Source organism: Mucilaginibacter sp. HD30 (assembly GCF_054061755.1).
Window position 1 is genome coordinate 2,356,905 of sequence record NZ_JBSSEO010000001.1, and the last position, 14,637, is coordinate 2,371,541.

Here is a 14,637-nt window from a genome sequence, read left to right on the forward strand (position 1 = left end):
GTTATTGTTAATGGCTCCTCTAATATATTAAAATAGTTTACTCAAACGCAAAATCGTTGCTAAAATAACATAATTTATCATTTTAACAGCTAAATATGTTTTGCATTTAAAACATATGAGCAAGGTTTTCCTTTGCTTATTATCAACTCTTTAAGCGTTAATGTCTACCATTTATACGAGAAACACGCCAAAAAGTTTGTGCAAGGTATAAAATTAGCGGAATTATTTGTTCACCTGTTTAATATATTGCTCTACTGCCATGGTCATTGATGGCGCGGCCGGAGTTGGTGCAGGTATGTCCAATATTAAACCAGCCTCTAAAACAGCTTTGTGTGTAGTAGCACCAAAAGCTGCAATACGGGTGTTATTTTGTTTAAAATCAGGAAAGTTTTTATAAAGCGACTGAATACTTGACGGACTGAAGAAAGCTATGATATCGTAAAAAACTTCGGCAAGGTCTGACAGATCGCTGCAAACAGTACGGAAAAGCACCGCAGGTGTAAAGTCGTAACCGTTTTCTAACAGAAACTTTTGGGTTTCTTCGGCTGCTACATCAGAGCATGGGTATAAAAATTTCTCGCCAGAATGTTTTTTCAATACTTCGGCCAGATCGCTCGCTGTTTGTTTACCGAAAAATATTTTGCGCTTGCGGTACTGGATATATTTTTGAAGATAAAGCGCAATTGTTTCCGAAAGACAGAAATACTTCATATCAACCGGCACTTCAAAACGCATTTCTTCGCAAATGCGAAAAAAATGGTCAGCCGAATTACGGCTGGTAAAAATAACCGCCGTAAAATCAGCAAGGTTTATCTTGTCCTTTCTAAAATCTTTAGCTGGTACGCCTTCCACATGTATGAAAGATCTGAAATCAATTTTCAGATTATGCTTCTTAGCAAGCTCGGCATAAGGGTTCTTATCATTTTCGGGTTTTGATAATGTAACCAATATGCTTTTTACCTTTTTCTTTCTCTCTTCCAATTCTTAAATGTTATATTTTAGCGCCTTGATCAAAATTAAAATAGGGCAAATTTCGAGGGCACAAAGATAGATAAATAAATAAAATTTATGAAATCGAATATTTGAAATAATATTCATGCTGCTTCTAAGGTAAAGCCAGGCAAAAACCACAACCAATAAAACAAACACTATTGTTAATAATACGGGTATAAATACAGAAGCTAACAAGCTGAAACACAGTGTTACAGGTAAAAAAACAAAGGCGGCGTTAAAATAAGTAAGGTATAGTAGGGATATGTATTCTTTTACTACATTTTTTGCATCGAAAATAAAACCCAACACTTTCAGCACCACAAATTTGGCTGCAAACAATATCACTATAATGGTTGCCAGCCATAAAAACAGCCCCAGGCCGCTTATGCTGTAATAAACACTTTTGTAACTGGCCAACTGGTATAGAAACAAACCAAACGTTAATCCAAACAAAACAAATAAGCCTATAAACGCCCCTGCACTTATTGTACTTTCTTCTTTACCGCTTACTTGCGATAAACTGCGCTTGCTGTAAAATGACCGAAACACCTGTTTTATTTCGGCATTCCATATTAAGTTGAGCATTGCCGCGTAAAGTAAAAGCGCCAGCAAAACTATTATTACCCATTTATCCCGCGCATAGCGGATGTGGCCCATGCCTAACCTGCTTTTACTTTTATAAGACAGATCTAAAAAATTGCGGCCGTGGTATAACTTTTCTTTCAAGTATTCAGCTACGTACCTGTTGGTGGTACTTTCGCTGGGCAGTCGTACGTACTGCATGGCTATTGAATCCGCAATAAGGTTTTGTCTGTTCTGGCTGGCTAACACCATCGAGTCGAGCACAGAAAGCCCTCCTGTATCTGTTATCAAACTTCTGTACGTTCTGCGGGCACGCAGCGTGTCTCGTTGTGCAAAAGTTGCAGATGCAGTAGCAGTAAACAACAGAAAAAAGAGAATGATACGCATTTGCAAGCCTTAGAAGCAATTTGGCGCAAAAATACCTAAATTATGTTCTTATCGGGCAAGCATTTGCACATTTACATATCAGCACATCTGCACATTATACTACCTTTGCCGCAATGGCCGGTATTTACCTACACATTCCGTTTTGCAAGCAAGCTTGTTATTATTGTGATTTCCATTTCAGCACCTCTTTAAAATATAAGGATGAACTTTTGCAGGCGCTTATTAAAGAGATATCATTGCAAAAAAACTACCTGCAGGGCCAAACCATAGAGACCATTTACTTTGGCGGCGGCACACCTTCTATTCTGCATGAAAGCGAGCTTAACAGGCTTTTAGATGCCATACAGAGCAACCATTTAATAGTATCCGGCGCTGAGATAACGTTAGAGGCTAACCCTGATGACCTGGATAAAGCAAAGATTAACGCCCTTAGGCAAACGCCTATAAACCGGTTCAGTATTGGGATCCAGTCTTTTTTTGATGATGATCTGTTGTGGATGAACAGGGTTCATCGCGGCGATGAAGCAGAAGAATCGGTAAAAAGAGCACAGGATGCGGGTTTTGAAAACATAACCATTGACCTGATATACGGCTACCCTTTGCTAAGCGAATATAAATGGAAAACCAATTTAGATAAAACGTTCGAGCTAGGCGTACCCCATGTTTCGGCTTATTCTATGACGGTTGAGCCAAAAACCGCGCTTGCGTCATTCATCAACAAAAAAGTTTACCCCCCATTGAATGAGCAGCAAAGCGCCCGGCAGTTTGAACAACTTACAGATGCCATGGCTACACATGGTTTTGAGCATTACGAGATCTCTAATTTTTGCAAACCGGGGCACTACTCCAGGCACAACGCTAACTACTGGCGCGGGGTAGAATATCTGGGCATCGGGCCGTCGGCGCATGCCTATAACGGCGATAGCCGCCAGTGGAACGTGGCTAATAATGCTAAGTACATTCACGCTATTGAACATAACATTATCCCTGCGGAAGTAGAAGTATTAACAGAAGAAAACCGCTTGAACGAGTATATCATGACCTCCTTACGCACCATGTGGGGGCTGGATCTGGAAAAACTGAACGCAATAGCTCCGGCATCGGCAACGGTGCTGTTAAAAGCCGCCTATTCTTATTTTGACAGGGGATGGATAACCCAAAAAGAAAATATTATTTACCTCACCCAAACCGGTAAACTCTACGCGGACGCTATTGCGGCAGACCTGTTTTTTTAATCAAACCACTGTTAACCAATTACTTGATAAAGTGCGCGTACGTACGCATTTAATGACTGTTTGGTTTAAAAAAACTTAATCCCTTTTGCTCTGCGAAACATGAGCTTCAAAAAAACTGCGTTCTGCATATGTGTCGTATCTGCTAACAAATAAGAAATTAAACACCTATGAAAAAATTATTTATCGCGGCGTTTGCTTTAGCAGCTATTGCAATTAGCCCAAAAACTTTCGCTCAAACTAAAATGGTTGGCGGCGCGGCCATGTATCCAACAAAAGATATTGTTGATAACGCTGTAAACTCAAAAGATCACACTACGCTTGTTGCTGCCGTTAAAGCTGCAGGTTTGGTAGAAACGTTAAAAGGCAAAGGGCCGTTCACAGTTTTTGCGCCAACTAACGAGGCATTTGACAAATTACCAAAAGGAACTGTTGAAACTTTGGTAAAACCAGAAAACAAAGCTACACTGACCAAAATTTTAACTTACCACGTTGTGGCAGGTAAATGGAGCGCTGCAGAAGTTGCTGCAAAAATTAAAGCCGGTAAAGGTTCTTTTGAAATAACAACTGTACAAGGCGGTAAACTTTGGGCAAAAGAAGAAGGCGGCAAAGTGTACCTGGTTGATGAAAAAGGCGGAAAATCATGGATAACCATTGCTGATGTTTTTCAAAGTAATGGCGTAATACACGTAGTGAACGCTGTATTAATGCCTAAGTAACTTATTTCTATCTACCAATTGAAAAAGAAGGGCTTCCGATGTGGAAGCCTTTTTTGTTGTATAGTAATTTATTTAATGGTTATAGGGTTACTTTTTATCCTTCTGCGGTATCAATTAAAAAACGGACAACAACCCAAAAAGACCGGCCGGTACATAAGGGATTTTTAAACCTACATTAAAATCTTAAACATTATGAAAGCAAAATTATTTGTGATGCTGGCCGGCATCGCCATGCTCGCCGCATGCAAAGGTTCAGAAACAGAAATAGCATTAGACAGCCTTATGCAGGATACCATGCTGGTTAAAACTGCGGATATGCGCCTTAAAGTAAAAAACGTGCAGCACGCCGCAGAGAAAATATCAACACTGGTTGCCGCAAAAGAAGGCATGGTGATGCACCACAACATGAAATCGGAAATTGTTAGCAGCCGCGAAATAAAATTGAGCGACGACTCAGTAAAGAAACTGACAGTTTTTAATGCCAATGCGGATATGACCGTTAAAATACCCTCCCGCTTTATTGAAGCATTTATGGATTCAGTAAATCATTTGAGTACTTATGTCGACACACGCAGCATGGATATTGAGGACCGGACCATTGACCACGTAGCTGAAATTTTAAAAACCGAAAACAGGGAAAAATCTGTAAAGCTGCGCGAGAAGATAAAACCAACTACCCATGAAGGTACAGACAGCATATTACGTGTGGAGGATAATATTGTAGATAGGCAGATAAACAACCTGCGGACGGAACAAGCTGCAAATTATAGCACCGTAACACTTAACCTGTACGAGAATAACATAGTAAAGGCCGAGGTTTTACCTAATGAGGATTTAAGTGCTTACAGCCTGCCTTTATTTAAGCGCATAGGTTTGGCCTTAACAGCCGGCTGGTTCTACTTTACAGAATTAGGTATCGGCGTGCTGCATTTATGGCCGTTTATTATAGCTATAGGCGCGGGTACTTTTGCGATACTCGCTTATAGAAAAAAGAAGGCTGCTAAACAGGTTTCAGTTTAACTATTTTTTGTCATTGCTGTAAAGGTCAGATAAATCTGTAACAGAATTATCTGACCTTTACGGCAATGACAAACTGAAATTTATATCAGATCAAACCCTATATCTTTCCTAAAATAAACACCGTCATAATAAATACGACTGGCATCTGCGGTGGCTTGCTGTAAGGCATCAAACAAATTATCCTGCAAAGAAGTAATTGCTAATACACGCCCCCCGGTAGCTACAACCTCCCCATCGGCATTACTTGATGTTCCGGCATGAAAAACGTGCGAACCGCGAACATTGTCAATGCCCGATATAACTTTGTTCTTTAAATACTCACCGGGGTAACCGCCTGCAACACAAACAACCGTAGCAGCAATTTTATTGGATATTACAATTTCCTTTTCGTGCAGATTAACATCTGCAACACCTTTTAGCAGTTCAACAAGGTCGGTTTCAATGCGTGGCAGTACGCTCTCGGTTTCCGGGTCGCCCATGCGGCAGTTGTATTCAATCATGTATGGGTCGCCGTCGCAGTTCATCAGGCCAATAAAAATAAAGCCTTTGTAGGATATGCCGTCCTTTTTCAAACCCTCAATGGTCGGGATGATAACGCGGTCTTCTACTTTTTTAATAAACGCTTCATCAGCAAAAGGTACCGGCGAAACCGAACCCATGCCGCCTGTATTTAAACCGGTATCGCCCTCTCCTATTCGTTTGTAATCTTTGGCTGATGGTAGTATTTTATAACTGTTGCCATCGGTCAGTACAAAAACGGATAGCTCAATACCCTGCAAAAACTGTTCAACCACTACCTTAGCGCTTGCCGCGCCAAATTTGGCGTTGCTCAGCATTTCAATTAATTCTAACTGTGCTTCCTCAACGGTAAGGCATATTAACACTCCCTTTCCCGCGGCTAAACCATCTGCTTTTAAAACAACAGGCAAACCGATGGTAGCTACATATTCCAAGCCTTGCTGCAGGGTATCTTTAGTAAAGGTTTCTGAAGCTGCCGCAGGAATATTATGGCGGGTCATGAATTGTTTAGAGAAATCCTTACTACCTTCTAATTGCGCACCTTCGCTTTGCGGACCAATTACCGGGATGTGCTTGATCTGCTCATCAGCCAGAAAAAAATCATGTATACCTTTAACCAAAGGCTCTTCGGGGCCAACCAAAACCATATCAATGGCGTTAGCCAAAGCAAATTGCTTATGGCCCTCAAAATCAGTAACAGCAATATTAACATTGGTGCCATACCGGCCCGTGCCGGCATTACCGGGGGCAATAAAAATTTGGCTGCATTGTGGGCTTTGTGATAGCTTCCAGGCAAAAGCGCTTTCGCGGCCGCCCGAACCGATGATGAGGATATTCATGGCGGCAAATATATAATTTTTTGATGTGCAGATGAGCGGATGTGCAGATATGCAGATGTGCAAATAAGAAATTTTGGAAAATACCGTTATCGTTCAGTTCACAATTACTATTTTACAGCTCGGCATTGATATCTGAATTAACAAACATCTGCACATCTTCGCATATGCATATTTGCACATCATTAACATCTGCATATTCGCACATCTGCACATTAATTTTATCTTTGCCTGCCATAATGACTTTTTGATTACCAATGGCGCAGTTATTGAGTTAGCTGCTGCAACAACCAAATAATATGTTAAATTTTATCAGTAAGCTTTTCGGAAGCAAATCAGAACGGGACGTAAAGGCTATTGCGCCCATAGTAGAGAAAATAAAGGCTGAGTTTGCCAAGCTTGATCAGTTAAGCAATGACGAACTGCGGGCCAAAACCATATATTTTAAAGAAACCATAGCAGAAGGTCTGGCTAAAATAGATGCTGAAATACTGGAGGTAAAAACCCGCAGTGAAGAAGATCTTAAACTGGAAGTAAGCGAGAAAGTTGAGCTATACACCCTGTTAGATAAGCTACAGAAAGACAGGGATAAAGAACTGGAAGTAATATTAATGGATATTCTTCCGCAGGCATTTGCGGTGGTTAAAGAAACTGCCCGCAGGCTTAAGGAGAACGAAACACTTGAAGTTACCGCTACTGAATTTGACCGCGATTTGGCCGGCCGTAAACAAAACGTTATAATAAAAGGCGATAAGGCTATCCACCATAATAAATGGCTGGCGGCAGGCAATGAAGTTACCTGGAACATGGTACATTATGATGTGCAGCTGATTGGTGGTGTGGTATTACACCAGGGTAAAATATCAGAAATGGCAACTGGGGAGGGTAAAACTTTGGTAGCTACCTTGCCTGCTTATTTGAACGCGCTTGCCGGTCAGGGTGTGCATATTGTAACGGTGAATGACTATCTGGCACGTCGTGACTCTGAGTGGATGGGGCCCTTGTACGAGTTCCACGGTTTATCTGTTGATTGTATTGATAAACACGAACCTAACGGGGAATCACGCCGCAAAGCCTATTTAGCTGATATTACCTTTGGTACCAACAACGAGTTTGGCTTTGATTACCTGCGTGACAATATGACACGCAGCCCAGAAGAATTGGTACAACGCAAATTGCATTACGCAATGGTGGATGAGGTTGACTCGGTTTTAATTGATGATGCCCGGACACCTTTGATCATATCTGGCCCAATACCGCGCGGTGATGAGCATGAATTTTACGAATTGAAACCACGTATTGAGCGTTTGGTTAACGCACAGCGTAATTACATTACGGGTGTATTAAACGAAGCTAAAAAAGCCGTTGCTGCCGGTAATACCGGTGTAGAGGAAGGTGGCTTGGCCTTATTGCGTGCGCACCGCGGTTTGCCTAAAAACAAAGCCTTAATAAAATATTTAAGCGAGGGCGGTAATCGCAGCTTATTGCAAAAAACGGAAGGTTATTACATGCAGGACCAAAACAAGGAAATGCCTAAAGCTGATGCCGAATTGTTTTTTGTTATAGACGAGAAGAATAACCAGGTTGAACTGACCGAAAAAGGTATAGAGCTGATCACGGCCTCTGGCGAAGATCCAAGCTTCTTCATCATGCCTGATGTGGGTACAGAGATTGCTGAGATTGAAAAATCAAGCCTTTCTGCCGAAGAAAAACTGGCGACTAAGGATGCGTTGATGCGCGATTTTTCAATCAAGTCTGATCGTATCCACTCGGTTAATCAATTGCTGAAAGCTTATACGCTGTTTGAAAAAGATACCGAGTATATCCTTGATGAAGGCAAGGTAAAGATAGTTGACGAACAAACCGGCCGTGTGCTGGATGGCCGTCGCTACTCTGACGGTTTGCACCAGGCTATTGAAGCTAAGGAGAATGTTAAAGTAGAAGACGCGAGCCAAACCTTCGCTACAATCACCCTGCAAAACTACTTCAGGATGTACCACAAACTTTGCGGTATGACGGGTACTGCAGTTACAGAAGCGGGTGAGTTTTGGCAAATCTACAAGCTGGACGTAGTGGAGATACCAACTAACACACCAACGAGTCGTGCCGACTTGCAGGATCTGGTTTATCGCACCGTTCGCGAAAAATACAATGCCGTTGCCGACGAGATAGTTAAATTAACTACCGAGGGCAGACCGGTACTGGTAGGTACAACTTCGGTAGAGATATCAGAATTGTTAAGCCGCATGCTTAAGCTGCGTGGTATTAAACACAACGTGTTAAATGCCAAAATGCACCAAAAAGAGGCTGATGTAGTTGCAGAAGCCGGCAAAACCGGAACGGTAACCATTGCCACCAACATGGCTGGCCGTGGTACAGATATAAAATTAGGCCCCGGCGTTAAAGAAGCCGGTGGTTTAGCCATTGTGGGCACAGAGCGCCATGAGAGCCGCCGTGTTGACCGCCAATTGCGTGGCCGTGCAGGTCGTCAGGGCGATCCGGGTTCATCTCAGTTCTTTGTGTCGTTAGAGGATAACCTGATGCGTTTATTCGGATCAGAGCGGATCTCAAATCTGATGGTGCGTATGGGCATTGAAGAGGGCGAGGTGATACAGCACTCCATGATCTCTAACTCAATTGAGCGCGCACAGAAAAAAGTAGAAGAAAACAACTTTGGTATACGTAAACGCTTGCTGGAGTATGATGACGTAATGAACTCGCAACGTACCGTTGTTTACACTAAACGTAAAAACGCCTTGTTTGGCGAGCGTTTGGATGTGGATTTGAACAATACTGTGTTTGATGTGGTTGAGGATGTGGTAACAGAATACAAAGAACAAAACAATTATGAAGGCTTTACGCTGGAGTTGATCCGCCTGTTCTCTGTTGATACCGACCTTAGTCAGGATGATTTTACAGGAACACCTGTAAATAAGCTGCTAGATAAGGTTTTTGAAGAAGTTACTGATTTTTACAGCCGTAAATCAGAAGCTATAGCTGCCCAGGCTTTCCCGGTGTTAAAGGATGTGTTTGTATCGCGCGGTAACGTTATAGAAAACATTATGGTGCCATTTACTGACGGTGTGCACGGCATACAGGTAGCTGTTCCACTTAAAAAAGCGGTAGATAACAACGGATTGGAAGTGGTAAAATCATTTGAAAAAAATGTTACCCTGTTCCTGATAGATGATGCGTGGAAAGAACACCTGCGCGAAATGGATGAACTGAAACAATCTGTACAGAACGCCGTTTATGAGCAAAAGGATCCGTTATTGGTTTACAAGTTTGAAGCTTTTGAACTTTTCCGTCAGATGCTGGCTACTGTAAATAAAGAAATAGTGAGTTTCCTTTTCAGAGGCGGGATAGCTTCGCAACAAGAGCCGGATCAGGTACAGGAAGCAAAGCCTCAGCCTAAAACAGATATGCGTAAAATGCGCACCTCAAAACCTGAGTTGGTTGGCGAAGGTGATGGTGGCGGCTTACCTGACGAACTGCGTGAAATGCAAAAAGCATCGCCGGTAAGAGTTGAGCAGAAAATTGGCAGAAATGACCCCTGCCCTTGCGGTAGCGGGAAAAAATATAAAAACTGCCACGGTGTAGGTATGGCGTAAAGCCGGACCATGATTAAAGGATACTGCGATTAGCTTGAATAATCCTTTAATCATAGTTCAGACAAATAACAAAATGAAGAAAGCATCTGTTAATAAAGCAAAATTTAGCCTTATGATCAGATGCTTTTTATTTATATGTATTTTTATTCCGGCATTTTGTACCGCGCAAACCCGCGGTACGGTAAAGGTTTTTAAAGATGCACGCATTGATAGCTTAATTGCGCACCGTAACGGGCTTAAAAGTATTAAAGGCAGCGGGGTTGCAAAGTTTTCCTCCCAAGGTTACCGCATTCAAATTTTTAGTGGGGCAAGCCGCCGGGACGCGTACAGTATACAGGCACGTTTTCTGGAAGAATATCCCGGGATGCGTACGTACATAACCTACATAACACCAGATTTTAAAGTACACGCAGGCGATTTCAGAACCCGCCTTGAGGCTGAAAAACAGGTACAGGATATGAAATACCGTTACCAACGCCTTTTTATAACCCCGGCAAGAATTAATCCGCCTAAAGCAGAAACACCATGATCAAGGATAAGATACAACAGATTGCGAAGAACATTTTTAATGATGTAGTGGCCAATCGCCGCCACTTACACAGCCACCCAGAATTATCTTTTCACGAGGTGGAAACTTCTGCTTTTGTTGCAAAACACTTAGACAGCCTTGGCCTGACTTATGAGCGAATGGCTGATAATGGTTTGGTTGCTTTGCTGAAAGGCGAAAAGCCATCAGACGAAGTGATTGCGCTACGCGCCGATATGGATGCCTTGCCTATTACCGAAGCTAACGATGTAACCTACAAATCGCAAAATGCAGGCGTAATGCACGCCTGCGGACATGATGTGCATACGTCATCGTTATTAGGCGTAGCATCTATACTAACTGAACTCAAAAGCGAATTTGGCGGCACCATTAAACTGATATTTCAACCGGCTGAAGAAAAGCTGCCCGGCGGCGCAAGTCTCATGATAAAAGAAGGCGTGTTGGAAAACCCAAAACCATCGGCAGTAATTGGTCAGCATGTTATGCCATTAATTGATGCCGGTAAAGTAGGTTTCCGCGCAGGCAAGTACATGGCTTCAACAGATGAGTTATATGTTACCGTAAAGGGCAAAGGCGGCCATGGCGCTCAGCCACAGCAAAATATTGATCCGGTAATAATTACTGCTCACATGCTTACGGCGCTGCAGCAAATAGTTAGCCGTTTTTCTGATCCCAAAAGCCCTTGTGTATTGTCGTTCGGAAAAGTTATCGCCAACGGCGCTACCAATGTTATCCCTAACGAGGTTTACCTTGAAGGTACCTTCCGTACAATGGATGAGGAATGGCGTACCGAAGCACATGTGAGAATGAAAAAAATGGCCAAAGGCCTGGTGGAAAGCATGGGTGGTACTGTTGATTTTAACATTGTTAAGGGATATCCCTTCCTGATAAACGAACCCGTGCTAACCAATAACGTGCGCGGTTTTGCCGAAGATTATTTAGGCAAAGAGAATGTGCTTGACCTGGATATATGGATGGCGGCAGAAGATTTTGCTTACTACTCGCAAGTGGCTGATGCCTGCTTTTATCGCTTAGGTACCCGTAACGAAAGCCGGGGTATTACCTCGTCTGTACACACCCCAACTTTTGATGTTGAAGAAACCGCATTGGAAACCAGTGTTGGGCTGATGGCCTACCTTGCAGTAAAACAATTGGGCAATTGATTGCTGGTTCGTTGTTGATAGATCATAGTTCATGGTTAATAGATCATGGAAAAATAGCATGAAATTAAGACACCTTTTAGCTTTAGTCTTTCTGCTTTTAGCTTTTCGCTCAAATGCGCAGGAAACGGGGCGCTATAATCCGGATACTACACTTACCATTGTTATAGATACGGCGGTAGTCAACATCAAAGCACATAAACTTACAGAACAGGATTTTATCGATGCTGTGGTAGCAGATACAGGCTTTTATAAAGCGTTCCGCGATATGAAACGGTATAGCTTTTTGGCCGAAAATCACCTTTACACTTACGATAAAAAGAATAAAATTGAGGGCGAAATTTACCGTAAGGTACGCCGCACCATGACGGGTAATAAAGCAAAAGTGGAGTACCTTGTAAAACAGGATAAAGGTAAATTGTATAAAAAGAATGGCAAATATGATCTTTACACCTTAGAGATGTTTGATTATATTTTTGATAACGCTTATAAATCCGACTTTACCAACGGTGAATCATTGCCTGCTACAAATGGTAAAAATGGATCGTATAAGGATAAGCTGAAACTGCTGATCTTTCAGCCGGGACGGAAAATAAGCGGGATCCCCTTTTTAAGTAAAAAGACAGAGATCTTTGGTAAAGATATGCGCCAGTTTTATTTTTATCAGTTCTCGCGGGGTACTTATCTGGATTCTATTCCTGTTTATCGCTTTAAGGTAATCCGTAAGCCCAGCATTGATGATGATGACGTGATGATAAATGAGCTCACCACTATATTTGATGTACGCGATTTTAAGATACTTGGCCGTTATGTGGATATGAAGTACAGCAACCTGCTGTTTGATTTTGATGTGAAGATGAATATTGAGCTTGTTCCCTTTCGTGATAAATTACTTCCCGCTAAGATCAGTTACCAGGGTAATTGGGACGTGCCACTCCATAAAGAAGAGCGGGCCGGTTTTTTAATTACGCAGAAAGAATATCACTGATCCAAGCTGTTGCAAAAGTGTTGCTTTTCTGTTGTTAAAGTGTTGCATAAAAAGCCAAAAAAGCGTCAATTTTTAGTTTTTACAGAAGCCTTATAATCAAACATTTACAATCAATTTACAGCTGATTTTCCTGACGACTAAGTAAGTGGGTGTAGATCATCTAATGGATTGATATTCAACTAATTATATTTTCATTTTTTGGTGATGCATATTTTTTGCAACACCGCGTTTTTCAGAAGAATTTTACCGCTCGTTGCGGATTTTTCAATTATTGCAGCTGCTTTTCTTATTTTTCTAAAAACCTCTTATCTTGGTATCATGGAAAAATACGACCCACGCGTTGACGCCTATATAGAAAAGGCTGCCGACTTTGCCAAACCTATCCTGCTGCACGTCCGTCAGCTGGTGCATGGCGCTGCCCCGCAAATAACGGAAACCGTAAAATGGGGAATGCCTTTTTTTGATTATAAAGGCCCGGTTTGCCAGATTGCATCCTTTAAGCAGCATTGTGCTTTTGGATTTTGGAAAGCAACCTCGCTAAATGATCCGCAAGGCCTTATAAATCCCGGCGAAGCAGCAGCCGGTAGTTTTGGAAAGCTTACCCAAATGTCTGACCTGCCATCTGATGAGGTGCTTGTTGATTTTATTAACCAGGCCATCCAATTGAACGAGAGCGGTGTTAAAGGAAATATGAAAACAGCCGCCGGCACGCCAAAAGCTGAAATACCCATGCCGGCTTATTTCGCCGAGGCGCTTTCTAATGATTCCAAAGCGTTAACCACATTTGAAAATTTTAGCCCATCTCATAAAAGAGAATACCTGGAATGGATAACCGAAGCCAAAACAGATGCCACCCGCGAAAAACGAGTAGCCACTGCGTTGGAATGGCTATCAGAGGGGAAGTCAAGACATTGGAAGTATAAATAGATTGCTATCTACATCATTGTCGTTTTGAGCGATAGCGAAGCATCTTATAAGCTTTGCAACTGAGCGCAGGCCCTGCATCGTTTACCAGATTCTTCGCTATCGCTCGGAATGACAAATTGAGTTTTTACTCAATGTAACTTTCCAATATTTTAAAACCGGCGGTAGTTTCCAGTTCTATCTTATCAATAGTTTTTGGGAGTAATATACACTCGCCCATTTTAACCGTGTAGGTCTCGCCATTACATTTAATGTTGTATGCGCCTTCTACACAAACATGTATCACAAAGGAATCAAGGTTGCTGTAATCTTTAGCGATATTCTCTGTGAAATCTAAAATATTGGTGGTAAAATAAGGGCAGGTAACCAAATGCACTGTCTCATTCTTTTCAGGCTGATATTTGGTTTTATATTCAGGATAGAATTTATAGTCAATAGCCGCCAACGCTTCTTCAACATGCAGCTCGCGCTTGTTGCCTTTATCGTCAACACGGTCAAAATCATAAATGCGGTAAGTGATGTCTGATGTTTGCTGTATTTCAGCAATCAGCAATCCCTTGCCAATGGTATGCACCCTTCCGGCAGGTAAAAAGAAAACATCGCCCGCGCTTACATCCTCTTTGTTCAGCACATCCGTTAAATGGCCGCTGTTAAACACCTCAAGATACTTTTCCTGCGTTAGCTCCTGATTGAAACCAGCAATTAAAGTAGAACCCGGATCCGCTTCAATAACATACCACATCTCCGTTTTCCCGAAAGAATTGTGGCGCTCTTTGGCCAGTTTATCATCAGGGTGCACCTGTATGGAAAGATCCTCATTGGCATCAATAAACTTTACCAGCAGCGGGAAGATATTACCGAAATGATCATACACCTTCTGCCCTACCAATTCTGCACCATACTGCTCCAAAAGGTCGGCTAGTGATTCGCCATCCAATGCGCCCCCATCCACCACAGAAACATCGCTTTTAACACCCGATATCTCCCAGGTTTCGCCGCAATTGGGCAGGTTGCCAAAGTCTTTATGCAAGTAAGTTTTGATCTTTTGGCCTCCCCAGATCTTGTCTTTGTAAATAGTTTTAAATTTTAAAGGATACAATGTTTTAGACATAAAAGCTG

General features: G+C 42.1%; 13 protein-coding genes. 8 read left to right on the forward strand and 5 right to left on the reverse strand.

The window, feature by feature from the left end; translation table 11 throughout:
• Positions 1-222 precede the first annotated feature (222 nt).
• Both ACVW2L_RS11280 and ACVW2L_RS11285 read right to left on the reverse strand, forming a co-directional pair.
• Entirely contained in the window at positions 223-981 is a 759-nt protein-coding gene (locus ACVW2L_RS11280) for a uroporphyrinogen-III synthase (RefSeq protein WP_457128068.1), read from the reverse strand.
• 3 nt (positions 982-984) lie between these two features.
• Positions 985-1,962, reverse strand: a complete 978-nt coding sequence (locus ACVW2L_RS11285) for a DUF4271 domain-containing protein (RefSeq protein WP_457128069.1) — start codon at positions 1,960-1,962, stop codon at positions 985-987.
• 113 nt (positions 1,963-2,075) lie between these two features.
• Between ACVW2L_RS11285 and hemW the strand changes: the two genes are divergently transcribed.
• From hemW to ACVW2L_RS11300, 3 genes are all read left to right on the forward strand, one after another.
• Positions 2,076-3,197 carry a radical SAM family heme chaperone HemW gene (gene hemW / locus ACVW2L_RS11290; protein ID WP_457128070.1) on the forward strand — a complete coding sequence of 374 codons (1,122 nt, stop codon included), beginning with the start codon at positions 2,076-2,078 and terminating at the stop codon, positions 3,195-3,197.
• A 167-nt stretch (positions 3,198-3,364) separates the two neighbouring features.
• Positions 3,365-3,913: a fasciclin domain-containing protein gene (locus ACVW2L_RS11295; protein WP_457128071.1), complete on the forward strand. Its 549-nt coding sequence runs from the start codon at positions 3,365-3,367 to the stop codon at positions 3,911-3,913.
• A 192-nt stretch (positions 3,914-4,105) separates the two neighbouring features.
• A complete protein-coding gene (locus ACVW2L_RS11300) occupies positions 4,106-4,933 on the forward strand; it encodes a DUF4349 domain-containing protein (RefSeq protein ID WP_457128072.1) in 828 nt (275 codons plus the stop codon).
• A gap of 80 nt (positions 4,934-5,013) precedes the next feature.
• Here the strand turns inward: ACVW2L_RS11300 and purD are convergent, their stop codons facing one another.
• Both purD and ACVW2L_RS11310 read right to left on the reverse strand, forming a co-directional pair.
• Positions 5,014-6,291 (reverse strand): phosphoribosylamine--glycine ligase, encoded by a 1,278-nt coding sequence (purD, locus tag ACVW2L_RS11305; protein WP_457128073.1) that lies wholly within the window; start codon positions 6,289-6,291, stop codon positions 5,014-5,016.
• Positions 6,292-6,403: 112 nt separating this feature from the next.
• On the reverse strand, positions 6,404-6,526 hold the full coding sequence (locus ACVW2L_RS11310) for a hypothetical protein (RefSeq protein ID WP_457128074.1): 123 nt from the start codon (positions 6,524-6,526) through the stop codon (positions 6,404-6,406).
• 61 nt (positions 6,527-6,587) lie between these two features.
• On the opposite strand from ACVW2L_RS11310, the gene secA reads away from it, so the two are divergent.
• The 5 genes from secA to ACVW2L_RS11335 all read left to right on the forward strand — a co-directional run bounded on the left by secA (position 6,588) and on the right by ACVW2L_RS11335 (position 13,521).
• Entirely contained in the window at positions 6,588-9,899 is a 3,312-nt protein-coding gene (secA, locus tag ACVW2L_RS11315) for a preprotein translocase subunit SecA (protein WP_457128075.1), read from the forward strand.
• 73 nt (positions 9,900-9,972) lie between these two features.
• Entirely contained in the window at positions 9,973-10,428 is a 456-nt protein-coding gene (locus ACVW2L_RS11320) for an SPOR domain-containing protein (RefSeq protein WP_457128076.1), read from the forward strand.
• Positions 10,425-11,609 (forward strand): M20 metallopeptidase family protein, encoded by a 1,185-nt coding sequence (locus ACVW2L_RS11325; protein WP_457128077.1) that lies wholly within the window; start codon positions 10,425-10,427, stop codon positions 11,607-11,609. The genes ACVW2L_RS11320 and ACVW2L_RS11325 overlap by 4 nt, the downstream gene beginning before the upstream one ends.
• Before the next feature lie 58 nt (positions 11,610-11,667).
• Positions 11,668-12,594, forward strand: a complete 927-nt coding sequence (locus tag ACVW2L_RS11330; protein ID WP_457128078.1) for a hypothetical protein — start codon at positions 11,668-11,670, stop codon at positions 12,592-12,594.
• Between the two features lie 318 nt (positions 12,595-12,912).
• On the forward strand, positions 12,913-13,521 hold the full coding sequence (locus ACVW2L_RS11335; RefSeq protein WP_457128079.1) for a YdeI/OmpD-associated family protein: 609 nt from the start codon (positions 12,913-12,915) through the stop codon (positions 13,519-13,521).
• 124 nt (positions 13,522-13,645) lie between these two features.
• Here ACVW2L_RS11335 and ACVW2L_RS11340 read toward each other — a convergent pair whose 3' ends face one another.
• Positions 13,646-14,629, reverse strand: coding sequence for a type I phosphomannose isomerase catalytic subunit (locus ACVW2L_RS11340; protein ID WP_457128080.1), 984 nt, complete (start codon positions 14,627-14,629; stop codon positions 13,646-13,648).
• Between the last annotated feature and the right edge of the window lie 8 nt (positions 14,630-14,637).